The 24533-nt window shown below is 29.8% G+C and carries 25 protein-coding genes; 13 read left to right on the top strand and 12 right to left on the bottom strand.

Annotated features, from left to right (window positions below; translation table 11 throughout):
* The first annotated feature begins 46 nt into the window (after window positions 1-46).
* Complete coding sequence (locus WHD07_RS14575; protein ID WP_343329003.1) at window positions 47-2452, top strand: helix-turn-helix domain-containing protein; 2406 nt, start codon at window positions 47-49, stop codon at window positions 2450-2452.
* A gap of 263 nt (window positions 2453-2715) precedes the next feature.
* Here WHD07_RS14575 and recJ read toward each other — a convergent pair whose 3' ends face one another.
* Window positions 2716-4401: a single-stranded-DNA-specific exonuclease RecJ gene (gene recJ, locus WHD07_RS14570; RefSeq protein WP_343329002.1), complete on the bottom strand. Its 1686-nt coding sequence runs from the start codon at window positions 4399-4401 to the stop codon at window positions 2716-2718.
* Window positions 4402-4414: 13 nt separating this feature from the next.
* Window positions 4415-4846 carry an OsmC family protein gene (locus tag WHD07_RS14565; RefSeq protein ID WP_343329001.1) on the bottom strand — a complete coding sequence of 144 codons (432 nt, stop codon included), beginning with the start codon at window positions 4844-4846 and terminating at the stop codon, window positions 4415-4417.
* A gap of 127 nt (window positions 4847-4973) precedes the next feature.
* On the opposite strand from WHD07_RS14565, the gene WHD07_RS14560 reads away from it, so the two are divergent.
* Window positions 4974-5564 (top strand): carboxymuconolactone decarboxylase family protein, encoded by a 591-nt coding sequence (locus tag WHD07_RS14560; protein ID WP_343329000.1) that lies wholly within the window; start codon window positions 4974-4976, stop codon window positions 5562-5564.
* Window positions 5565-5756: 192 nt separating this feature from the next.
* Window positions 5757-6734, top strand: a complete 978-nt coding sequence (locus tag WHD07_RS14555) for a helix-turn-helix domain-containing protein (RefSeq protein ID WP_343328999.1) — start codon at window positions 5757-5759, stop codon at window positions 6732-6734.
* Between the two features lie 3 nt (window positions 6735-6737).
* Here the strand turns inward: WHD07_RS14555 and WHD07_RS14550 are convergent, their stop codons facing one another.
* Window positions 6738-7310, bottom strand: a complete 573-nt coding sequence (locus tag WHD07_RS14550) for a uracil-DNA glycosylase family protein (RefSeq protein ID WP_343328998.1) — start codon at window positions 7308-7310, stop codon at window positions 6738-6740.
* A 125-nt stretch (window positions 7311-7435) separates the two neighbouring features.
* On the bottom strand, window positions 7436-7780 hold the full coding sequence (locus WHD07_RS14545) for a HopJ type III effector protein (protein WP_343328997.1): 345 nt from the start codon (window positions 7778-7780) through the stop codon (window positions 7436-7438).
* A 240-nt stretch (window positions 7781-8020) separates the two neighbouring features.
* Between WHD07_RS14545 and WHD07_RS14540 the strand changes: the two genes are divergently transcribed.
* The 4 genes from WHD07_RS14540 to WHD07_RS14525 all read left to right on the top strand — a co-directional run bounded on the left by WHD07_RS14540 (window position 8021) and on the right by WHD07_RS14525 (window position 10185).
* Entirely contained in the window at window positions 8021-8206 is a 186-nt protein-coding gene (locus tag WHD07_RS14540) for a hypothetical protein (protein ID WP_343328996.1), read from the top strand.
* A 524-nt stretch (window positions 8207-8730) separates the two neighbouring features.
* Complete coding sequence (locus tag WHD07_RS14535; RefSeq protein WP_343328995.1) at window positions 8731-9246, top strand: RNA polymerase sigma factor; 516 nt, start codon at window positions 8731-8733, stop codon at window positions 9244-9246.
* Window positions 9227-9649 (top strand): hypothetical protein, encoded by a 423-nt coding sequence (locus WHD07_RS14530; RefSeq protein ID WP_343328994.1) that lies wholly within the window; start codon window positions 9227-9229, stop codon window positions 9647-9649. Before WHD07_RS14535 ends, WHD07_RS14530 begins: the two co-directional genes overlap by 20 nt.
* 38 nt (window positions 9650-9687) lie before the next feature.
* Window positions 9688-10185 carry a hypothetical protein gene (locus WHD07_RS14525; protein WP_343328993.1) on the top strand — a complete coding sequence of 166 codons (498 nt, stop codon included), beginning with the start codon at window positions 9688-9690 and terminating at the stop codon, window positions 10183-10185.
* Window positions 10186-10258: 73 nt separating this feature from the next.
* Here the strand turns inward: WHD07_RS14525 and rsmI are convergent, their stop codons facing one another.
* From rsmI to WHD07_RS14505, 4 genes are all read right to left on the bottom strand, one after another.
* The gene (gene rsmI, locus WHD07_RS14520) at window positions 10259-10936 is read right to left on the bottom strand and encodes a 16S rRNA (cytidine(1402)-2'-O)-methyltransferase (protein ID WP_343328992.1); all 678 of its coding nucleotides are present in this window, start codon (window positions 10934-10936) and stop codon (window positions 10259-10261) included.
* 60 nt (window positions 10937-10996) lie between these two features.
* A complete protein-coding gene (locus tag WHD07_RS14515; RefSeq protein WP_343328991.1) occupies window positions 10997-11356 on the bottom strand; it encodes a cupin domain-containing protein in 360 nt (119 codons plus the stop codon).
* A gap of 108 nt (window positions 11357-11464) precedes the next feature.
* Window positions 11465-12646 carry a hypothetical protein gene (locus WHD07_RS14510; RefSeq protein WP_343328990.1) on the bottom strand — a complete coding sequence of 394 codons (1182 nt, stop codon included), beginning with the start codon at window positions 12644-12646 and terminating at the stop codon, window positions 11465-11467.
* A gap of 196 nt (window positions 12647-12842) precedes the next feature.
* Window positions 12843-13079: a hypothetical protein gene (locus WHD07_RS14505; RefSeq protein ID WP_343328989.1), complete on the bottom strand. Its 237-nt coding sequence runs from the start codon at window positions 13077-13079 to the stop codon at window positions 12843-12845.
* Between the two features lie 82 nt (window positions 13080-13161).
* Here WHD07_RS14505 and WHD07_RS14500 point away from each other — a divergent pair, with 82 nt between their 5' ends.
* Together WHD07_RS14500 and WHD07_RS14495 are read left to right on the top strand one after the other, a co-directional pair.
* Window positions 13162-13473 carry a transposase gene (locus WHD07_RS14500; RefSeq protein WP_343328339.1) on the top strand — a complete coding sequence of 104 codons (312 nt, stop codon included), beginning with the start codon at window positions 13162-13164 and terminating at the stop codon, window positions 13471-13473.
* An 8-nt stretch (window positions 13474-13481) separates the two neighbouring features.
* Entirely contained in the window at window positions 13482-14369 is an 888-nt protein-coding gene (locus WHD07_RS14495) for an IS3 family transposase (RefSeq protein WP_343330977.1), read from the top strand.
* Between the two features lie 14 nt (window positions 14370-14383).
* Here the strand turns inward: WHD07_RS14495 and WHD07_RS14490 are convergent, their stop codons facing one another.
* The 4 genes from WHD07_RS14490 to WHD07_RS14475 form a co-directional block, all read right to left on the bottom strand.
* Complete coding sequence (locus tag WHD07_RS14490; RefSeq protein WP_343328988.1) at window positions 14384-15064, bottom strand: hypothetical protein; 681 nt, start codon at window positions 15062-15064, stop codon at window positions 14384-14386.
* A 65-nt stretch (window positions 15065-15129) separates the two neighbouring features.
* Complete coding sequence (locus tag WHD07_RS14485) at window positions 15130-16557, bottom strand: PLAT/LH2 domain-containing protein (RefSeq protein WP_343328987.1); 1428 nt, start codon at window positions 16555-16557, stop codon at window positions 15130-15132.
* Between the two features lie 489 nt (window positions 16558-17046).
* On the bottom strand, window positions 17047-17379 hold the full coding sequence (locus tag WHD07_RS14480; RefSeq protein ID WP_146105235.1) for a hypothetical protein: 333 nt from the start codon (window positions 17377-17379) through the stop codon (window positions 17047-17049).
* Between the two features lie 117 nt (window positions 17380-17496).
* Window positions 17497-19053 (bottom strand): LuxR C-terminal-related transcriptional regulator, encoded by a 1557-nt coding sequence (locus tag WHD07_RS14475; RefSeq protein WP_343328986.1) that lies wholly within the window; start codon window positions 19051-19053, stop codon window positions 17497-17499.
* Window positions 19054-19599: 546 nt separating this feature from the next.
* Between WHD07_RS14475 and aspS the strand changes: the two genes are divergently transcribed.
* From aspS to WHD07_RS14455, 4 genes are read left to right on the top strand one after another with little or no spacing between them, the layout of a single operon-like run.
* Window positions 19600-21354, top strand: a complete 1755-nt coding sequence (gene aspS / locus WHD07_RS14470; protein WP_343328985.1) for an aspartate--tRNA ligase — start codon at window positions 19600-19602, stop codon at window positions 21352-21354.
* Between the two features lie 46 nt (window positions 21355-21400).
* Window positions 21401-22105 (top strand): DUF6503 family protein, encoded by a 705-nt coding sequence (locus tag WHD07_RS14465; protein WP_343328984.1) that lies wholly within the window; start codon window positions 21401-21403, stop codon window positions 22103-22105.
* Between the two features lies 1 nt (window position 22106).
* Window positions 22107-23891: a chloride channel protein gene (locus WHD07_RS14460; protein ID WP_343328983.1), complete on the top strand. Its 1785-nt coding sequence runs from the start codon at window positions 22107-22109 to the stop codon at window positions 23889-23891.
* A 42-nt stretch (window positions 23892-23933) separates the two neighbouring features.
* Window positions 23934-24530: a hypothetical protein gene (locus WHD07_RS14455; protein WP_343328982.1), complete on the top strand. Its 597-nt coding sequence runs from the start codon at window positions 23934-23936 to the stop codon at window positions 24528-24530.
* Window positions 24531-24533 lie beyond the last annotated feature (3 nt).

Below are 24533 nucleotides of genomic sequence, written 5' to 3'. Positions count from 1 at the left end.
TGTTTTTAAAATTACTTAATTATTTACATTGCGCTAAAAAGTTAAAATGCCAAAAAATCCTGAACTAGAACTTGCCCTACAATTTATTGATAAGACAGATAGAAATATCTTTGTTACCGGAAAAGCAGGTACAGGAAAAACTACTTTTTTACATCAAATTAAAAAAGAATCGTTAAAAAGAATGGTTATTGTGGCACCAACAGGTGTTGCCGCAATTAATGCAAAAGGTGTTACTATACATTCCTTTTTTCAAATGCCATTTGGCCCTATTTTACCCAACCAAATTGCAAACACATCTAACACGCAACGTAAATTTAATAAGACAAAGATTGATATTATAAAATCGTTAGATTTAATAATTATAGATGAAATTTCTATGGTTAGAGCCGATTTATTAGACGGTATAGACCAAGTAATGCGTCGTTATAAAAACCGAAATAAAGTTTTTGGTGGTGCTCAAGTTTTAATGATTGGAGATTTACAACAATTAGCGCCTGTTGTTAGACCAAACGAATGGAGTTTATTACAACAACATTATAATACAGTTTACTTTTTTAGCTCTAAAGCGTATCAAGAAGCCAATGTTGTCTCTATAGAACTGAAACATATTTATCGTCAGAAAAACGAAGATTTTATTACCATTTTAAATGAAATTAGAACAGACACTTTATCAGAAAAATCTGCCGAAATTTTAAATAGAAACTACAACCCTACCTTCTCTCCTACTAAAGATGATGGTTATATTACTTTAACAACACATAATAACAGAGCCAATTTAATTAATAGCTCTGAACTGAATAAACTGAATACCAAAAGCTACTTTTTTAAAGCTGAAATTTCTGGTAAGTTTAATGAGAACTCGTATCCGAATGCAGAAAAGTTAGAATTAAAAATTGGTGCTCAAGTAATGTTTATCAAAAATGATTCTTCTGCCGAAAAAAGATATTACAACGGAAAAATAGGGATTATAACCGATATTTCTCTACAAAATGTAACCGTACAATGTCCTAATGAAATTGATGAGATTGTTACAGAAAAGGAAACTTGGGAAAACATTAATTATTCTATTAACGAAGAAACAAAAGAAATAAAAGAAGATATTTCTGGTTCTTTTTCTCAGATTCCTTTGCGATTGGCTTGGGCAATTACCATTCATAAAAGTCAGGGTTTAACCTTCGAAAAAGCTATTATAGATGCAGAAGCATCTTTTGCACACGGACAAACTTATGTTGCCCTAAGTAGATGTACTTCTTTAGAAGGTTTGGTTTTAAAAACGCCAATTACAAGCAACGCCATTATAAACGATAGAACCGTAAGTGTTTTTAATGAAAGTGTAGAAGAAAATCACCCAGATGAACATGTTTTAAACGAATCTGAGAAAAATTTTCAATTAAACTTAATTGCAGAATTGTTCGATTACCTTCCGTTTTTATACCCTATTTCTAGAATGATTGATATTTTCTATAAAAATCAAACCAGTATAAAAGGTGATGTTATAGATCATTTACAAACCATAAAAGACGATGGTGTTGTAGCTTTAATGAAAGTTTCTAACGGATTTAAAAACCAACTAGCACAATTTTCTGAAGACAACGTTTTACCAGAGAACAGCTCTCAAGTACAGGAACGTTTTACAAAAGCGCTAGCTTATTTTGTGACACAAACAAAAGGAAATATTTTAAAACCTTTAAATGCTATTCAGTTTTCTACCGATAATAAAGCCGTAAAAAAAGACTTTTCTACACAGTTTGATTCTTTACAAGAAAAATTAATGGAAAAACTTTTTGCGCTTCAAAAAATGAACAATGGTTTTAAAGTACAAGATTATTTAAAAATAAGAGCTAATGCTGTTTTACAAAAATCTGCTCCTATTAAAAAGAAAACGGTTGCCTCTAAACGCGACCCAATTTTAGCGTTGAAATTACGAGAGTTAAGAGACGAAATTTCTAAAGATTTAGGAATCCCTCATTTTCAAATTTTTACACAAGAAACGCTTTACGCAATGTGTGATACTTTACCAAGAAACGAAAGTGAATTGCTAAAAATTGTTGGAATGGGTAAAACTCGTGTTAAAAAATATGGAGAACAAATTTTAGAAGCCATCGAATATTATTGCAAAAAAAACGGAATTGACAAACAAAATCATCAAAAGAAAGAAGACAAAAAACCAACCAAACAGATTACTTTCGAGTTATTTAAGTCTGGTCTTTCTATAAAAGAAATCGTTAAAGAGAGAAGTTTAACCACCGGAACCATAGAAAGTCATTTGGCTAGTTATATTCCTTCTGGAGATGTTGATATTTTAGAGCTAATAGATGTTAAAAAGTATAAAAAAATTATAGATGCTATAGAAAATACTAAATTTAAAAGCTTAACAGAATTAAAAGAAAAAGTAGATAAATCATTTACTTTCATGGAGTTAAGAATGGTTTTACTTTCTATGGAAAATTAATTTGTTTTTTTGTAATAAAGTGAAAGTTTTATTAAAAACATACGTCTAAAGATATATGATAAGATACTTTCTTATCATTTTCTTTTTCATAGCAATTTTCCCACTTCTAATTTAGGAGTGGGTTTTTTATTAAAAAAACATTTAGCTTAATTTATTAAAATACAGCATATCATTCCGAACGAAGAATGAGGAAGAGTCTAAAATTGAATACGAGATTCCTCAATAGCCTAAAAAATGGGCATTTCGGAATGACATTTGGTATTTTATTTCAAATCTTTCAGCAACAATTGTATCGATGTATTACCATTCCATTCGTTTACATCTAAAGCGTACACAATATCAAAATCGTTTTGAACAAACTCCATTTTATCGCCTAAACCAAAACCTATTGAATTAAAAGTCTGTTTATTATCGCCTTGAAAAACATTTAATTTTAAATGTGTTTTATCTGCTCCAACTTGTTTTCCGTAACCATTATCTCTTACACAACTTGTTTTAAAAGTAGGTCGCATATTCATTGGTCCAAAAGGTGCCATTTGCTGAATAATTCTAAAAAACTTAGGTGTAATATCTAACAAATCTATTTCTGCATCTATAGAAATTTCTGGGGTTAGCAACTCTTTATCAATAGTTTCCCTAACAACTTCTTCGAACTTATTTTTAAAATTCTCGTAATTTTCTGGCAACAAAGTTAAACCTGCAGCATATTTATGACCACCAAATTGCTCTATAAACTCTTCACATGCATGCAACGCATTGTACACATCAAAACCTTTTACAGAACGCGCAGAAGCAGCTAATTTATCGCCACTCTTGGTAAAGACTAAAGTAGGTCTGTAATATTTTTCTATCAAACGAGAAGCTACGATACCAATAACACCTTTGTGCCAATCTTCTTGATAAACTACAGAAGTAAACCTATTTTCTTCATCATTATCAATAATTTGAATTAATGCTTGGTCTGTAATTTTCTTATCCAAATCTTTTCTATCAGCATTAAAAATTTCTATGGCAGCAGCAAATTCAACCGCAGCATCAAAATCCATTTCAGTTAGTAATTCTACCGCATAATTACCGTGTTTCATTCTACCTGCAGCATTTATTCTTGGTGCAATGGTAAACACAACATCAGTAATTGTTAATTCAGATTTCTTGGTTTGATGAATAATGGCTTTAATTCCGTTTCTAGGACTTTCATTAATTACTTGTAAACCATGATAAGCTAAAACTCTATTTTCTCCATTCATAGGTACAATATCCGCAGCAATTGCGGTAGCAACCAAATCTAAATACGGAATAAAATCTTCTATCGTTTGATTTCTAGAAACGCCCAATGCCTGAATTAATTTAAACCCTACTCCGCAACCACAAAGCTCATCAAAAGGATATGTACAATCCTCTCTTTTTGCATTTAAAACGGCAACTGCTTTAGGTATTTCATCACCAGGCTTATGGTGATCGCAGATAATAAAATCGACATTTTTTTTGGTTGCATACGCCACTTTATCAATTGCTTTTATTCCGCAATCTAGCGCAATAATTAAAGAAAAATCATTGTCGTGTGCAAAATCAATTCCCATATAAGAAACGCCATAACCTTCGGCGTATCGATCTGGAATGTAGGTTGCAATATTGGGGTAAATCGTTTTTAAATAAGACGCAACTAAAGACACAGCCGTGGTACCATCTACATCGTAATCGCCATAAACCAAAATGTTTTCATTACTAGCAATGGCTTTTTCAATTCTTGCAACAGCCAAATCCATATCCTTCATTAAAAAAGGGTCGTGAATTTCATCTAAACTTGGTCTAAAGTAATTTTTAGCATCATCAAATGTTTCAATATTTCTCTGACAAAGAATATCAGCTATGGTTTTATCAACCTGAAGCTCTTCTGCTAATTTTTCAACTTTTTCCTTATCTGGCTTTGGCTTTAACGTCCATCTCATAGCTCTTTTTTAATTAAAGCTCAATTTTATGCAAATGAATTTCAATATCTACCTCAGCAAATTGACGGAACATTTCCATAACACCACAGTATTTTGTAACAGATAAATTTACTGCTTTTTGTATTTTCTTAGGTTGTAATTCTGTATCACTAAAATGATAATCAACTTTTACTTTTTTATAAAACTTAGGATGTTCTTCTGTTAACTCGGCAGTAATATCTATTTTAAAGTCGGCCACTTCCGCATGCATTTTCTTTAACAAAGAAATTACATCTAAACCAGAACAACCTGCCAAAGAAGCCAACATTAAAGCTTTTGGTCTATACCCTTTTCCTTCTCCTCCACTTTCTTCTCCAGCATCCATCGTCAAATTTAACCCACTCGGATTATCAGATTCGAATTGCATAATTTCTTTCCAGGTAGTTGTTACAATATTTGTAGCCATATTAGTTGATATTATTATAGATTTTTAAAATTGAAATAGTAAATTGTGCTTCTTTCTTACAAAAATAAGAAAACACTTATAAGTTAAGTCTAAAATTAAATAAATCTATACAATCTAAAATAAAAATATGCCATTAGTAACTCCACTATCATCAGAACACGATTTAGAAACAAAAGAATTAGCCCTATTTTTTAATGAAACATTAGGCTTTTGCCCAAATTCTGTTTTAACAATGCAACGAAGACCTGCAATTTCTAAAGCTTTTATTAACTTAAACAAAGCTGTAATGGCCAATGAAGGTAAGGTTACCTCCGCTTTAAAAAGAATGATTGCTTGGGTATCTAGTAATGCTACAGGTTGTAGATACTGTCAGGCACACGCTATTAGAGCTGCAGAAAGATATGGAGCAGAACAAGAGCAATTAGATAATATTTGGGAATATAAGACACACCCTTCTTTTTCTGATGCAGAACGAGCTGCATTAGATTTTTCATTAGCTGCTTCTATGGTACCAAATGCTGTAGACTCTAAAATTAAAGACGAGTTATATAAATATTGGGATGAAGGAGAAATTGTAGAAATGTTGGGAGTTATCTCTCTTTTCGGATACTTAAATCGTTGGAATGACTCTATGGGAACCACACTAGAAGAAGATGCTATAGAAAGTGGAAATCAATATTTAGGAAAACACGGTTTTGAAGTTGGTAAACACAAATAAAAAATGTAACTTGTCTTATTATACAAAAAAATACCTTCTCATCTTTTAAAATGAGAAGGCTAAATAAATTATTAAGGTCCCCCAACCTCTTCAAATTTAACAATCAAAAATAATAAAATAAGATTGTTATACTATTGTAAATTATGCAAAATTTCATTTATAATTTTGTATAATTTCAGAACTAAAAAATTTATGATAAAAGTAGAAGAGAAATTATTTAATTTCATAAAACTAAGACTCCCTAAAAATGTGTCACTTATTGATGACATTTCTGATGTTTTAGACTTAAATTATGATGCTGCCTATAGAAGAATTAAAGGAAAAACCCCTTTAAACTTAACAGAAACTTTAAAACTATCTAATCATTACAATATAAATTTAAACACTTTATTAGTTGAAACAAAAGATGATGTTCAAAAAATTATTGTAGAAAAAACACACAATATAATTTCAGATAATTTTTTACATATTTTTTTTAAAAAATCGATAAAAGAAATTGAAAATATTTTAGATTCTAAAGGAGCACAAATTATTAATTCTCTTAAAGATTATCCTCTTTACCATGCTGGTAACGGTTATTTTTCTAAATTTAGAATCTATGCTCTAATGAATATGTCTAGTAGTGATGTTGACATAAAAAAACTTCCATTTTCTTCTTTTAATCCATCTGCAGAAGTACTGAAAAATTATACTACTTTTTTAAGTAAATACGACAAAGTTTCTCTAATAGAAATTTGGAGTGATTCTACCATAGACAATATTTTAAATCAAATTCAGTACTTTTTTGAAATAGGACTTACAACCAAAGACGAATCATTGCGTATTGCAGATAGCTTAATTGAATCTTTAACTTTAATTGAAAAACAAGCAGGAAATCAAAAAAGAAATAATAGCGAAAACAGTTATCATTTATACCATAATAATCTCGTTTCATTACTAAACACAGTACTTATGAAAACAGATACTCACAAAAAGGTATTTGTACCCTACACTAATTTAAGTTATTTTAAAGTAAGTGATGAAAACACTACAAACCAAATTGAACAACATTTAAAAATACAATTAGAGTTTTCTAATAATCTTTCTGGTGATGCAGCAGTTGAAAGAAAAAAATTCTTCAATATTTTATACCAAAAGGTTGAAAACCGAAAAATAAAAATATTAGTCTAATTTTCATTCAATAATTGCAGCAACTCTTTTCTGTAATTCAGGAATAACATTCAGCTCAAACCAAGGATTTTTAGTCAACCAAAAACGATTTCTTGGTGATGGATGCGGAAGTGTAAAATATTTAGGTAAATACACCGGATAATTATCTACTGTTTCTGTAAGCGTCCTTTTTATGGTATCTTTTAAGTAATAGTTCTGCGCATACATTCCTATTAAAATAATCAGTTTTAGTTTTGGCATTTTATCAAATAATTGCTGATGCCATTTTGGTGCACATTCTTTTCTGGGTGGCTTGTCTCCGCTTTTCCCTTTTCCAGGATAACAAAATCCCATAGGTACAATGGCAAAATTTTCTACATCGTAAAAAACCTCATCAGAAACATTTAGCCATTTTCTTAATTGCTTTCCACTTGCATCATCCCAAGGAATTCCAGAGGCATGCACTTTAGTACCTGGTGCTTGCCCAACAATAATAATTTTAGAATTTTGATGAGCACTAACCACAGGATTTGCGCCCAAATCTAAATAAGGTTCACAAATTGTACATTGTTTTATTTCTGATAAAAGGTTTTGCATTTTTTAAAACTTATCTTTCTTTGTTGTTCTGATAAAAATTTCAGCATTTGTGTAAAAAAATTAACATGAGATTTCTCAATCGCGAAAAGCTCTTTTCGAAATGACAAACAGATTCTAAAACAAGTTTATGCTTTCAATTCTAAAGCATCTCCATCAAAAGACAGACCATCAAAACCAAACTTCATAAAGTTTCTAATATTTTGATGGGAATCTCCATTTTCATCTTCTAAAACATTTTTATAATGTTCACCAAAACAAAATAACGTTTCTTCTTTTCTTAATTTTTGATGTTTTGCAAATGCAAATAACTTACAAGAACCAGAATTTTCGCCTTCGTTATTTTTAATATCTCCGTTTGTAAAAGTAGTTGGCGTAAAATTGTAATTATCATCAATTACTTGCATAGTTTCTGCAAAATTAATTGCTGTTGGATTTGATTTTAATTTGGTAAGGAATTGTTGGATTATCATTTTTTTTAGATATAAAGTTGTTTTTCAAAAGGTATTCTAAGTTTTATTTCATAAAACTTACCCTTTATTCACAATAAAAATAAGTAATAAAAACATATTTATTAGATGTGGAATTATGAATTTACATTTCATTTAAAATAAAAAGCATATATATAATATGAAGCTGAATCTCAATAGTCTTTTTCATGTCTTAAAAATTAATATTGAAAAAAATATTTTAGCAAAATAAAATTAAAAATTATGGAAACATATTTAATCATAACTGCCATTTGTAGTCTTTTGGGAGTTTTAAAATTCGGGAAACTTATAAGAATAATTTCTTTAAAGTTATTATTTCCTAAAGCAACAATTAAAGAAATTGAAAGCTTTGAAGAAAATACTAGCCCAAAATATTTTTGGAATCATAAAAAGACTAAAAATTCATAGTTATGAAGTCAATTTATATACTTTCAAATATAAATGGTAAGTACTTTTATAAATCAATTCGTTTGATAATCTTTAAAGTAATTCATCCAATCTTTTTTATTGCTATTTTATTTTTAGTTGTTTTTATTTTATTATTTATTTTCCAAAATGAAAAAACCATTAAATTCTTAGAAATAATCAACTTATGACTTCTTTTCAGGTTCAGGTGGTTTTCATTAAGTTCTCAACTCCCTCTTCCAGAAATCATTACATTTTAAAATTGATAAATTATTACATTAACCTACTTCTTCTCTTCTACAATTACAACAATTCTACCTTTTGGTGGTTCTACTCTATAACTCACTAAAACTTCGATTAAAGTTCCTCTAATTATTTTTAACTTCTTTTATTTACTTTTCGATTGTCATTTAACATCGAAATAAACTACCTTTTTTCGTATCTTGTTTCAAGTAATTTACTTCAAATTTAAAAAAAACGGACATTCTTTGTTATAAAATCATAAGTTTCCACGTTATATAAAAAGAATGAACAAGATAGATTTTAAACATAATGTATTTTCATTATCAGAACGTTTATTTCCAATGGTTGCTCGTATGCTTGGTAGTACTGCAAATGCAGAAGATGCTATTCAGGAAATAATGCTAAAACTTTGGGAAAAACGCAAACAAGTAGAAAAGCATCCTAACATTAATGGCTTTGTATTTTTAACTGCACGCAATTATTGTGTAGATGTTTTAAGGAAAAAACCTTTTGTATTAGATGATGCTACAGATTATTTTAAAATTTTAGAATCTAAAAACGAGCATACCAATATAGAATGGAAAGAGCTAAATACTATTATCAAAGAAATACTTAAAAAACTACCAGCGCAACAAACAGAAGTTTTTATGATGCGAGATATTGATGGCTATGAATTTGATGAAATAGCTGCTGCAGTAGAAATTAAAATAGAACATGTTAGGGTTTTACTTTCTAGAGCAAGAAAACAAATAGGTGTTGAGTTAGAAAAAACATATAGTTATGAAAGAGGAAAATATTAAAGATATAATAGCTAAATATAAATCGGGATCGAGTTCTTTAAAAGAAGAAGAGTTTTTATTTAATTACGTAGATGATTCTGAAACTGCCATTAAAACAGTGGCTACTTATGTAAAAAAGAATAAAAAAATTGCTCCAGATAATTTTAATACAGATTTATGGAACTCTTTTGATAAAAAAACTACTCAACAAAATAGATTTAAAATTGGACTAATTTCTGCCGCAGCATCTATTTTATTAATCTGTACACTTTATATAAATACTATAAGTGATAAAGGTTTGAGTTATGGAGAAAAAGAAGCTTTGCTAAACGAGGCTAAAAATATGTTTACAAAACAAGAAGTACAGCCAATAAGAGTACTTATTGAAAGTGATTTAATAATTGTCTACACTAAAACAAAATAAACCCAGTAAAAATAATTATTAATATTAAATTATAAAAAATGAAAAAAATATTATTTATCGCTATTATAGCGTTGTTATCGTCAACAGTAATTACAGCTCAGGAAGAGCAAAAAGAAGGAAAAGAAAATATTTATGTAAAGTTAAAAGAAGGTGCTAAGCCCACTATTTATATTGATGGTAAAGTATTCGATTTTCCTATGGATTTAATTGATCAAAATAAAATAGCGTCTGTATCTGTTGTAAAAGGAGAACAAGCGCTAAAAAAATACAATGCACCAAATGGTGTTATTTTAATAAAAACAAAAAAGTTAGAAGCAACTGGAATTTCGAACCTTAAAATAGAGAAAAAGAATAATCCTATTAGCGATAAAAACGCACCAATGGTTATTGTTGATGGTAAAGTTACAGATAGAAAAACATTAGATACTATAAGTCCTAATACTATTGAAAAAATGGAAGTTATAAAAGGTGAAAAAGCAGTAAAAAAATACAACTCGCCAAATGGTGTAATTATAATTACAACCAAAAAGATATAATCAATCAGTTGTTTTTGTGTAAAACCCCAATAAATAGAAATTCTATTTATTGGGGTTTTATGTAATCAATAATTTATTTAGAAGACTTCCCTTCTACAATCACAACAATTTCACCTTTTGGGGGTTTTGCTGTGTAATGTGCTAAAACTTCGGTTGCAGTTCCTCTAATAGTTTCTTCAAACATTTTTGTTAATTCTCTAGAAACAGAAACTTGTCTATCTGCTCCAAAATATTCTACAAAATGCCCCAATGTTTTTATTAATTTATGTGGAGATTCGTAAATAATCATCGTTCTTGTTTCTTCCGCTAATAATAAAAACCGAGTTTGTCTTCCTTTTTTTACAGGTAAAAAACCTTCAAAAACAAACTTATCATTAGGTAAACCAGAATTTACCAAGGCTGGGACAAAAGCCGTAGCACCAGGCAAACAATCTACCTCTATATTATTTTCTACACAGGCTCTTGTTAGTAAAAATCCAGGATCTGAAATTGCAGGTGTACCAGCATCTGAAATTAAGGCACAAGTTTCTCCGTTTTGTATTCTTTGCACAATTCCTTTTACAGACTTATGCTCATTGTGCATATGGTGACTGTGCATTTGAGTAGCAATTTCAAAATGTTTTAAGAGTTTACCGCTTGTACGCGTGTCTTCTGCCAAAATAAAATCTACTTCTTTTAGAATTCGTACAGCTCTAAAAGTCATGTCTTCTAAATTACCTATGGGTGTTGGCACTAAATATAATTTACTCATTTTATTTCAGTTATCAGTTATCAATTATCAGCTTGCTGAAATATTGATACTTAATTATTGTTAAATTGATGGATAGGTTTCTACAGTAATATCTGCAATAACATCACCTGTATGTTTTATGCTTAAAGGTTCGAACAATACAATATGAACTTCTTCTTCTGCTATTGGTTTATGCTCTACTCCTTTTGGTACAATGTAAAATTCACCTTCTTTTAAAGTGACTGTTTTGTTGCGTAACTCAATATCTAAAGAGCCTTTTATAACCATAAAAAGTTCATCTTCATAATCATGTTTATGAAAAACAAACTCACCTTTTAGTTTTGCTAATAAAATTTGTTGACCATTTAATTCGCCTACTTTTTTAGGTGACCAATGATCTGAAAATAATGTTAATTTATCTTGAAGATTAATTACGCTCATAAATACAAACTTACAAAAGAATTGTGTAAAACTCTTTTGTAAGTTTAGTAAATGAATTGATAAAAAATAGGATTCTTTTTTAAAAAATACGGTAGCTCCTTTTTGCTGTTATTTTATTTCTTCTAATTCGGTTACCGAATACTTTTTATGATTAAAAATATCTAAATCTTCACGAATTATTTTAGCATACACACCTGGCTTATCAATTACCATCCAAAATTTAAGTTTGCTTTCACCATCAAAGCCTTCCACAACCTTACATTCAAATTCTCCTGCTGGTACTTTAATCGTTTCTTTTTTTACAATTCTAAACGGCCCTGGTTCTTTTTGTGGAAAAAAGTTGTTATGCATATTTAATAAGCCTCCTTTATAACTCTCTGAGTATTGTGTAGTATCTTTACTAGAAACACTAAGGTTAGTAAGATTGATACTCTTCCTTTCTAAATCTACATCTACTTTAGATAATAAAATATTGTCTTGAAAACTTTTTGTATTTGGTATTAATTTACGTTCTCTATATTTTAAATAAGTTACATTTTCTAGTCCTTTTAATAAAGCCTCAAAATCTGTCCAAGGAGAAATATCGCTTTGCCTATTAGGAAAACTGGCAACATTAAAAGTTAAATGCGCCACCTCTGTTGGTCCTTTTTCTTTATTAGCAACAAATTTTACGCCCTCTTTTTCGAAAATAAATTTATCTTCCGAAAGCTCTTTTATCATGCTTTTTCCGTTTAATAATTTTGACCTCCCTATAAATAAAACATGTTTTTCTTTAGCATTATAAACCCAAGTACCTTTAGAAGTTAAGGTTGATCTACCTCCTGAGGAAATTTTGATGAATGTAAAAGCATCCGGAAGTTCTACTTTTAACAATTGCACTTCATCTAACTCATTTTCTATTTTCCACTCTCCCATTAAGTTTGATGCTGCATTTTCTTTGGCTATTCTATCAAAATCTAGTTTTAAGTAGGTTACTTTTACCTCTTCTTTTTCTAACACCAGCTCTTTATCTGTAAGTTTTAAAACTTTATTGACTCCATTAAAATCTTTTTCCATATCAGATTTTAACAAAATTTCATTCTTTTTCTTACTATAAGACCAAGTAGCAAGCTCCTTTCCCTTCATCAATATTTCACCACGTTTAGCAAACTCTATCAACATATATGGATTTTGCATTTTATTTGGTGTTTCTACTTTTGTGATTACCCAACTTCCGATAATTTTAGACTTTTGAGCGTTTATCGAAAAACTATAAACAAAAACTATAAATAAGATTATTATTTTTTTCATAATTAATTTTTTTTTAATGATTAAACTTAGAACTTACTCAGTTTTACACACCAATTTAAATCTATAATATATTTAAAAACAAAACTTTAAAGCTCTTTAAAACCATCTATTTCCATTTCCTTTACAAGGTAGCCTTTTTATCCTAAAACACAAATAACCAGCAGATTAAAAGCAAAAAAAACTATTTAATATATATTTACTTTTCTTGTTGCATTTTTATTACTTTTTGCATCATATTGTAAGTCTGACGGAGTTCTTGATTACTCATTTGTTGTATGTCTTCATTCTCTTTATCTGCCAAAGCCATTTTTTTCCATTCTTCAAAAGACATTTTACTAAGTTGTATCATTTTTGCATCCATATTTTCCACCTCATCTTCATATTCTTCATTATCCATAAACCCCTCTTCTTTTATAATCGGAAAATTTGGCAATTTAAAATGACTATCGTCAATAGTTTAGCCCCTTAATAGTTCGGAGTGATATTTTAAATTTCAAAACTAATATATTTGAGATATGAAATACAAGAAATGGACATTAGAACAGAAGTTAGAAATTCTATCAGTTTCAGAAGAAATAGGTATTGTAGAAGCCTGCCGAAAATACAGTGTAAGCACTGGAACATTTTACAGTTGGCGAAAGAAGTTTGAGCACAAAGGAGAAGCAGGTTTGAAGGTAACTTATGATACCAAGAGTAAAGAACTTAAAGAGGCAGAAGAAGAGAATCGAGTTTTAAGAAAATTATTAAGTGATAGAGAAATTGAGCTTGAAGTACAACGAGAACTTTTAAAAAAAAAGTTTGGAACGTCCGATCCAAGAAAGATTTAGTCAATGCAATTTATAAAAAATATAAGTGTAGCAAAACAAAAATCCTAAAAATGGTAGGTATTGTAGAGAGTAGTTACTACAGAGAACCTAGTGGTGGTAAAAAAGGAAATAAGCCAACTAAAGAAACTTTTCATAAGACCAAAGGCTTTGTATTACAAAACGATGTAGTTGCAGCTATAAAAGAAATTTTACAGCATGAGTTTATAGATTGTGGTTATCGATTAATGACCAGCTATTTAAAAAGAGAGGGGTACACTATAAATCATAAAAAACTATATAGAATTATGAAAGAAGAAGGCTTACTCAAACTAGATAATAGGATAGATAGAAGTGGTTCAGGACGCAAGTTTGTAAAGTTCAGAAAAGTTCACACTTCTAAGCCCTTAGAATGCCTGGAAATGGATATAAAAATGGTTTGGATACCAAGTGTAGGAAAGAATGCTTATTTACTCTCGGTCATAGACGTTCATACTCGTAGAATACTAAAAGACTATTTTTCTTTTACCATTAAACAGCATCACGTTATTACATTACTATCTGAGTTGTTTCAAGATTATGATTACCCCAATAATGTAGTTATTAGAAGTGATAATGGAAGCCAATTTATAGCTAAAAGAGTACGTGAATACTTAGGTTTAATCGGAGTACAACAAGAATTTACACACATTGCAACACCTGAGGAAAATGCACATATAGAAGCGTATCACGGAATATTAAAAAAAGAAGTTTTTAAAAGGTTCGACTATCAATATTTTGGTGAAATAGAGCAAATATTAAAACGATACGTGAAATTTTATAACAATAGAAGACTTCACGGATTGTTGGGACGTATAACCCCAATGGAAAAATGGAATACAGATAAACATCTAATTATGATGAAAAATTTAACAGCTTAATTAATAATCGAAATTTAAAAGATTACTCTTGTTTTATAGGGGTCAAAACAGTCAACACGGGTATTAATTTGAATATTAGTGGCTTCTTTAACCGTTTTAACTCCCATCATGGTCATCTCTAATCTTAATACAACACCTTTATACATCAACTGTTTAGCACCGTGTATATCCCAAGCTTCACAGTCATATCCTAAAAACTTCTCGTTACCTATTAATTTTCCCCCAATGCCTTCTAACATTTTCACTCCAACTTTGTTAACGTCTCCGTTTACAAATTTTTTATGAAGTTCCATGGCCATATCACGTTTTAAAAAAATTTGTTTTCTATTAAAATCTACAGAATAACTCTCGCCATTATTTAATTTAGACATGGTATGTGTTGCCACTATATCTGTATTTTTTTTATGAAAAACAGTTGTATTTGTTGTTCTGGTAGATTCCTCTTCTACAAGCTCTAAATTTCCCCAATCTTTAAAATATAAAGACGCTATTCCGCTTCCCAAAATTTCACTCCCCAAAACACTTCCGTTTATAGTTATTTTGTATTTAATAATTCCCGATTCTACTTCATATCGTTTTAATTTTAGGGCTTGTTGCTCTGTTTTAATTGATAAATTATCAGCAGATTTAGTACTGTTTCTATTGCAAGATATGGTTACAGTTAATAATGCGATTAAAATGCTTAAATTTTTCATAGTAACTATATTTTTGTTTATTAAACTCGCTTAAACATTTTATTTAAGCGAGTTTTAACTTAAAATTACTCTTCAGTTAGCAATATTTTTGACATATTGTTTTTGAATTTTTTATTAACCCTAGCGGCATACGTTTTTCCATTGGTACTGTTCTTAACCTCTACCCATTCACAAACCCACGCATCTTTTTTTTCTGTATGATAAAGCTCTATGTATTTTAATTCTCCCAAGTCCTCGTGTTTATGAATAAGATGTTCATCTGTATGTCCTCTTTCTCTATCATCTTTAACGGTGTCTAAATTTTCCCACATACCAACACGTCTTACTCCTAATCTATCTATACCTGTTAAACGAGCTAAAACTTTTGCATCTGTATCATCGTATTTAGAGTTCCCGGTTTTTATTTTAATAACATAATTAACTAGTTTTTTAGCTCCTAATGGGCTGTATCCATATTTTTTTTCCATTTGTTTTCCATATTCGTAGGCTTTTTGATGAAGAAAAGACCTTCTGTTATAAGAACTAGCTAATTCCCAAATTCCTGTTAAGCCTCGATTATTAGGAAAATCTATAAGCGTAATTTCTTCATCTGTAACCGAGTTTCTCCAATTTAAATATGATTGACGGTTTGAAATACTATCACCTCCAATTAAATTATCACCTCCAACAGTTTCTATTTCAATTTCAGAACTAGATTCGTATTTATTTTGTGTGGTAGAACTAGAAATACTTGCAGATGCACTAACAAATGAAAGATAGCTAGCTTTAATTGCTAAATTCATTTCATCTTTTGAAGCCCACTCATACGTATCAATAGCAGAAGTATAACTAAATCGCCCTCCTAAAATAACGCCATCGGTAAAATAGAGTCCGTATTTTTCAAAAAGTTTAATTGGATCCCAATTGTTTATAGCATTTGCAACATCCGTATAAAGGTATTGTCGTATTCGAGTAGGTGTATCTATGGTTAGTTGCCATTTTTGTATTACTGATAACTTTCTAAACCACTCATGGTAGTAACTTTTAGAAACAGATTTAAAAGTATCTAAATTTACTGAACCTTGAAAACCACAATAAGAGCCAGACAATCCTGCTTTTTTTGTTATTTCTTTACACATACTATCTAAAGTTTTACCGCTAAAAGTTTCAGAAAGCGCTTTAGATTTCTTCATAAATTTTACAAAAGGCCAATGTGCATAAGTAATACTTCCTTGTGGTGTTGTACCCCATTGTTTTACTTTGTTAGGATCAATTAAACGTTCTAAAATTGCGCTTTCATCTGCGTATGAACCAAAAATGTTGTAACCACACCCTAAAAAATGTAGCCCAGGTAGCAAATGAGTATTCTCTGGTTGCGGCTGAGAACTCTCTACCTCATTTAAGAAACTTATTTGTTTTTTAGTTAAATTCCCAAAATTTTTCGTCAATTTTGGAGCAACTTTTGTTTTTAATGACGGTGATTTACTTTTTAATTTTAGTTGTTTTGGTCTCATTTTTGAGACTTTATACATCTTATTTACCGGTTTGTGTTTTATAGTAAGTGCCATAATAATAAAGGTTTTAAATTAATAATTATTTTAGTTTTTGCGTAATAACTTCATAACTCTAGAAGCTGTTTATATCTTTTCATCTGATACTACTTGTTTCATTATTTTTCATTTTTTTATGTATTCTTATTCGTATAAGGATTTTGAATTAACCTCACAATTTCAATTTTAGTTAAATGTTGATTTTTTAGAAGATTTGGAAGTATGATAATTTCCTTTTTTGTATAGTTTTTTTATGTTATTAAGTGCCTAAACAATAGTTTTACTAAAGCGGGTTTGCTATAATATTTAGTTCGGCAATAACTTCTACTTTAAAGTCTGTAACCTTAACACTGCTATAATCTCCTATGAATCTTACGGTTAAGTTTTTATTGTTTTTAGAAGATTTGCTATTTGATTTATTTTAGCTACATCTACAATTTTAAAAGTCCTTTTTTAATTCTCTTCACAAGACTCTGTTAATGTTTCTTTTAAGTCTGCTATCAACTCATTAACACTCTCTTTTTCTGAAGCAGGAATGCATTCTTTTAATTTTTCTAGAAAATTAATAACATTTTGCGCTTCCTTTTTTACATTGTTGCAGTTTACTGTTGATGGATTTTCATATTGCAACTTATAAGCATCACTATACTTTTTTAAAGTAGTTTGAAATTCGGCACTGTATTCTTCACAAATACCATCTACTCCATCATTATTGTCGCTTGAACAAGAAACATTAAACAACAAAACGGTTAACAATAATACGAGTACTCTTTTTACATTTTTCATTTTCATTTAGTTTTAAATTATACCCCAAATTTAGGGGTAGAAATGAAAAAAAAGACCATCAAAAAAGGTGATTTCTATCACCCAAAAGGGTGATTTATGAAAAAAAAAGTAAAAAAATTAGTTAGAAATTTTTTGAATAGCCTGTACTCTATTTTTTACATCTAATTTAGTGTAAATATGAGAGATATGTGTTTTTATGGTATTACTAGAAACATACATTTTTTCAGCAATTTGAGCATTACTTAGTCCGTTTGAAATATGTTTTAGCACCTCCACCTCTCTTTTAGATAATTCAAATTCTTTTAGCTCCTTTTTAGAGAAAGAAGTCTCTTGTTGATGGCTTGTTTTAAGCTTTTTAATTTGAAGTAAATAATTTTTAATCTCTGTATTTTTTTGCTCTAACTCTAATATTTTATTTCTTCTTAATAAAAATAAAACAAGAATACTAATTAGCCCAATAATTGCAGTTGCTATAAAAAGCCAAAAGTTAGAATTTGCTTTATCATCACTTTCGTTTTTTGCTTTTGCTAAAGACTGTATTTTAGTATCTTTCTTAGAAGACTCGTAACTTATTTGAGTACTTATAAAGCTTTTCTGCGATGCTTCATTTAAAATACTATCTCTAACAGCCAATACTTGCTTTTGTGCATTTAACGCTTTTTTAAATTGATTGGTTTTAGAATAATAATCCGTTAATGTTTCATACCCCAATAAAATATTTTCTTTAGAGTTTATTTGTTTTGCTTTAAATAATCCTTTATCAATATATATTTTTGCTTCTTTAAACTCATTTAAATAAAGGTTATTAACTCCAATATTTAAACAACTCTTACTTAAATACCGGGTATTTTTAAACGTGGTTAATTGCGGTATGGATTTAAAATAATATTCGTTAGATTTTTTATAATCTCCTTTTCTTTGATACAATTTTCCGAACAAAGTGTATTTAATAGCAACACCTTCTTTTCTTGGGTATTTAATTGCTAAATCTAAAGCTTTGTCAATATAAAAATAAGCAGAATCGTAGCGTTGTTTTTCTATAAAAATCTCTCCTAAATTGGCATACCCATATTCTTGTCCTTTATTATTATTTCTTTCTTTTTCGAGTTGAATTCCTTTTCTTAAATAATAAAGCGCTTTATCATATTGATGTGTATCAATAAAAACATTTCCTATACCGTTTAAAGCAATTGATTCACTTCTTTTATCTTTAAATTTTTCAGAAAGTTTTAAAGCTTCAAAATAATAATTAAAGGCCTCTTTTTCTAAATTCACTTTTCTGTAAGTAACTCCCAAATTATTTAAACAGATTAATATTAATAATGTATCTGTAGTTTGAGTTAAGTAAGACAACGCTCTTTTGTGATTGGTTATAGAACTGCTATAATCTTGCTCGTAACGAGCATTAATTCCCTTTCTATCATAGCAAACACCTATTCCTTTAATGTAAAATATATTTTTAGAAATAGTTAAAGCATCTTCTAAAATAGTTTTGTTTATTTCTTTTTGACGTATAGATTGTTTGTATAAATCTATTAAATCATCTACTTTTTTAATAGAACTAGGTGTATTTTTTAGTACTTGATAAGCGCTATCAATTTTAATGTTCTTTTTTTGAGAAAACAGTGAGAAAAAAGGCAATAAAACACACAAAAAAACATAGAAGAGTCTCATACTGAGTTGTTTTTTCAAAGATAAAACTAAAAAGCTATATTCTTTTATTTCTTGCACTTTTTTACTTAGGTTTTATAGAAATTTCTTTTGCAAAAGTTGTACTTAGAACTTGAATCTAACAAACATGATAGCTATCCTGTCAAAAAAATACCTTTTTATTTTAGAATCTAGAGCTTGGTTAAGTCTATTAGAAACTTTTTTTAACACCTCAACGTCTGTTTTAGATTACTATTTTTTTTTCAGGGAAAAATTAAAGCCTTCTTTTTTGTAAACTTCTATTTATTTTTCTGAGAACAAATAATAGCTATACTCAAATATTTAAAGGTATTAAACGGATTTTGCGTTACCGATTGTAGCATTTGTTTGAGCTCTTTTTTGTTAAAAAAAAGCGAGTGCGAAAAGCGGGGCATTTCTCTTTAGAAATGAACGCCCAAAAACATCATATTAAATAGAAAATGATTAATTTTGCAGCTTCGATTCCGAAACAAGTTCGGGATAACAATTTTTAAGGATTTCCGCTTTGCGGAAGCAAATTTACAAAGAGAAATGTATAGAAGTCATTCTTGCGGCGAGTTAAGAGCATCGCACATAAACACAGAAGTAACCTTAGCAGGTTGGGTACAAAAATCTCGTGATAAAGGTTTTATGGTTTGGGTAGATTTACGTGATAGATACGGAATTACGCAACTAATTTTTGATGAAGAGCGTACACCAAAAGAAATGATGGAAAAAGCAAAATCTTTAGGTAGAGAGTTTGTAATACAGGTTACAGGTACTGTAATTGACAGAGAAGCTAAAAACTCTAAAATGCCTACTGGAGATGTAGAAGTGTTGGTTTCTAAATTAGAAATCTTAAACGCATCTGTTACGCCTCCTTTTACTATTGAAGACAAAACCGATGGTGGAGAAGATATCCGTATGAAATACAGATATTTAGACATTAGAAGAAATCCGGTTAAAGACAGTTTAATTTTCCGTCATAAAGTGGCAATGGAAGTTAGAAAATATCTTTCTGACCAAGAATTTATAGAAGTAGAAACGCCTTATTTAATTAAATCTACACCAGAAGGCGCAAGAGATTTTGTGGTGCCTAGTAGAATGAATGAAGGTCAGTTTTATGCGTTACCTCAATCTCCACAAACCTTTAAACAACTGTTGATGGTTGGTGGAATGGATAAATATTTTCAGATTGTAAAATGTTTTAGAGATGAAGATTTACGTGCAGACAGACAGCCAGAATTTACACAAATAGACTGTGAAATGGCGTTTGTGGAGCAAGAAGATATTTTAAATGTTTTTGAAGGCTTAACGCGTCACTTACTAAAAGAAGTAAATAATGTTGAAGTGGAGAAATTCCCTAGAATGTTATATGACGATGCCATGCGTTTGTATGGAAATGACAAACCAGATATCCGTTTTGGAATGGAGTTTGGTGAGTTAAACGCAGTGACACAACATAAAGATTTTGGTGTTTTTAATAGCGCAGAATTGGTGGTTGGTATTGCTGTTCCTGGAGGAAACGCTTATACAAGAAAAGAAATAGACAATATTATTAAGTGGGTAAAGCGTCCGCAAGTTGGAGCTTTAGGGATGATTTATGCGCGTGTAAACGAAGATGGAACCTTCAAATCTTCTGTAGATAAATTCTACGATCAAGAAGATTTAGCGAAGTGGGCAGAAATAACAGGTGCAAAACCTGGTGATTTAGTGTGTGTTTTATCTGGAGAAACCAACAAAGTAAGAGCTCAATTATCTGCTTTACGTATGGAATTAGCAGAACGTTTAGGCTTGAGAGATCCTAAAGTTTTTGCACCTCTTTGGGTAATTGATTTCCCATTATTAGAGTTAGATGAAGAAACAGGGCATTATCATGCAATGCATCACCCATTTACTTCGCCTAAACCTGGGCAAATGGAATTGTTAGATACAGATCCTGGTGCTGTAAAAGCAAATGCGTACGATTTGGTTTTAAATGGTAACGAAATTGGTGGTGGTTCTATTCGTATTCACGATAAACAAATGCAAGCAACCATGTTAAAACATTTAGGTTTTTCTGAAGAAGATGCCAAAGCTCAATTTGGTTTCTTAATGGATGCTTTTGAATATGGTGCGCCTCCTCACGGTGGTTTGGCATTTGGGTTAGATAGATTGGTTGCTATTTTAGGCGGACAAGAAACTATTAGAGATTTTATTGCATTCCCTAAAAATAATTCTGGTAGAGATGTAATGATAGATGCACCTGCATTTATAGACGATGATCAATTAAAAGAATTAAGCTTACGCTTAGATATACAAGCATAAAAATTTTAAATCCCGCAAATGCGGGATTTTTTATTAAATTTAGAAAATGAAAAACGCAATGATACTTTTATTGCTTTTGGTTTCTTTTATTTCTTATTCACAGGAACTTACAGGAAATGATTTGTTAGAAAAAGCAATTCAATTTCATGATCCAAACGGAAATTGGGAGAAATTTAAAGGCGAGCTTTTTGTAATAATGGAAACTCCAAAACGATCTCCTAGAAAAAGTAAAATCTATATCAATTTGCCAGAAGAGTACTTTTCTGTAAAAGCAATTAGAGACACCATTACAACCGAATATACTGTAAATAAAGGTATTTCTAGTTTTATTTTTAATGAAGATAAAAATCCGTCAGAAGAAATTAAAAAGAATTTTAATCTGAATACTGAACGTGCAAACATGTATAAAAATTATTATACTTATTTGTACGGTTTGCCTATGAAATTAAAAGATCAAGGAACCATCATTCATCAAAAAGTAGAAAAGAAAAAATTTAAAGGAAAAGAATATTTGGTTTTAAAAGTTACCTATGCTAAAAAAATAGGCAAAGATACTTGGTACTTTTATTTTAATCCAAAAACGTATGCCATGGAAGTATACCAATTTTTTAAAGAGAAAAAAGATAGCGGAGAGTATATTTTGCTTTCTGGTTTAGAAACCATTAATGCTATTAAAATGCCCAAAAATAGAGCTTGGTACTATAATAAAAACAATACATATTTAGGAACCGATATTTTGATTACAAAGTAAAATGCCAACAACAAAAGATATTTACAGAAAAATCCTAAAGTGGAAATATAGAAATATTTCTAACAAACAATTTACCAACATAGCAAGTGCTGTTATTGGATTATTAGCCGGTTTAGGAGCCGTTACACTAAAAAATGCAACCCACTTAATTCAACATTTATTAGAGGGGGAATTTATAGCAGAAATTCATAGTGCTTTTTATTTTATTTTTCCAATCATTGGGCTACTCATAGTTCTCTTTTTAGTAAAGTTTATTATAAAGAAAAGAGTTGGACACGGAATTCCATCTACCTTATATGCCATCTCAAAACAAAAAGGGATTATGCCCAAACATCAAATGTGGGCTTCTATTCTTACCGCACCAATTACGGTTGGTTTTGGTGGTTCTGTTGGTTTAGAGGGACCAACAGTGGCAACAGGTGCCGCATTAGGTTCTAACTTTGCTCAACTTTTTAGATTAAACCAAACAACCAAAACCTTATTAATAGGTGCGGCTGCAGCCGGAGCAATGTCTTCTATTTTTAAAGCGCCAATTGCCGCAATTGTTTTTGCTGTAGAAATTTTTAGCCTAGAGCTAACCTTGGCCTCTATGATTCCGTTATTATTGGCATCTATTACAGCTGTATTAACTTCTTATTTCTTTTTAGGAGATGATGTACTACTACACTTTAACATACAAGACAAGTTTGAGCTTAATGATGTACTATTTTATATTTCTCTAGGTGTTTTTACGGCTTTAATATCAGTTTATTTTAGTAAAGTCTATTTTGCCATTGCAAATATTTTTAAAAAATTAGACAATCCTTATAAAAAACTATTAGTAGGAGGTGTTACTTTAGGTGTACTGGTTTTTTTAATTCCGCCATTATTTGGAGAAGGGTACGAAACCATCAATAATGTATTAAAAGGAAATATCTTGGCAGTAGTAGAAAATAATATTTTTAATTCTATTTCTGATAATATTTACCTAGTTATTTTATTTTTATTAGGGTTAATTCTCTTTAAAATAGTAGCAACCTCTTTAACTTTTGGTGCTGGAGGAATTGGTGGTATTTTTGCACCAACACTATTTACAGGTAGTTTAACTGGTTATGTTTTTGCCCTTTTTGTAAACTATACAAACTTTTTTGGACACAAATTATCGTTAATCAATTTTGCCATGGTTGGTATGGCAGGTCTTATGGCAGGTGTTTTATTGGCACCTTTAACCGCTATCTTTTTAATTGCAGAAATTACTGGTGGTTACGAGTTGTTTATTCCGCTAATGATTGTTAGTTCTATCTCATTTATCATCACTAAACGCTACATACCTCATAATATTTATGCGGCACAATTAGCTAAAAAAGGCGAATTGGTAACCCATAATAAAGATAAAAATGTATTAATGTTTTTAGATATTGATACGCTTATTGAAAAAGATTTTATAGCTACAAAACCTAAAAAAACATTAGGAGAATTACTAAAAGAAAACGTTGCTAAATCTAGCAGAAATATTTACCCTGTTTTAGATGATAAACAACATTTTATGGGAATTGTTTTATTAGATGATGTAAGACCTGTAATGTTTGATCAAACGATGTATGATAAAATGAGAGTTTCTGATATTATGACTAGTGCACCAGAAGTAATATTAAGTGCCGATAGCACTGCTAAAGTTATGCAAAAATTTAAAGAAAGTGGTGCTTGGAACTTGCCTGTTGTTAAAGGCGGAAAATATGTTGGTTTTATATCTAAATCTAAACTATTAACAGCTTATAGAAATAAATTGATAGAAGTTACTGCATAAATTTACTAAAAAAGAATGAGAACAAATAGTTTCACAAAAAATATGTCAAAAAAATCTAACAAAGAGTTAGAGACTATTTTTAATGAAAAAGAAAATTATACCGCAGAAGCTATACAAGCAGTAATATGGGAATTAGAAAACAGAAACTTAATTGAAAAAACAGCGATTTCTGTTGATGAAACTTTAAAAGAAAGTGATGCAGTTAACGCTGTCATTTCTACAGAAAAAAAAGAAAATAACGAAAGCCCTTTTGAAGAATTAGAGCTACCTTTTTTGTATTCTAAAAAAGCCATACAAGGTTTTACCATCTTCTTTTCCACCATTTTCGGGGCATTTCTATTAATGCAGAATTTAAAAGAAATGAACAAACCAAAAGCAAGAATTCAAACTCTTACTTTTGGAATTGTGTACACCATTTTATCTGCTATTATTTTAAACTATCTACCTAAAACCTTTTTTATTACGCTATTGTTCAACCTTATTGGATATGTAATTTTAACAGAGTATTTTTGGAATAAGCATATAGAAAAAGACTTAGCCTTCCAAAAAAAACAAATATGGCAACCATTAGCTACCTCTATATTTATTGTACTTGCTCTTATTCTATTACTGCTTCTACCTCAACTTTTAAGTAAATAATTA

The organism is Polaribacter staleyi, assembly GCF_038024045.1.
GTDB classification, from domain to species: Bacteria; Bacteroidota; Bacteroidia; order Flavobacteriales; family Flavobacteriaceae; genus Polaribacter; species Polaribacter butkevichii.
Note: the sequence above shows the minus strand (reverse complement) of the source record. Positions and strands in the feature narration are given on the sequence as shown.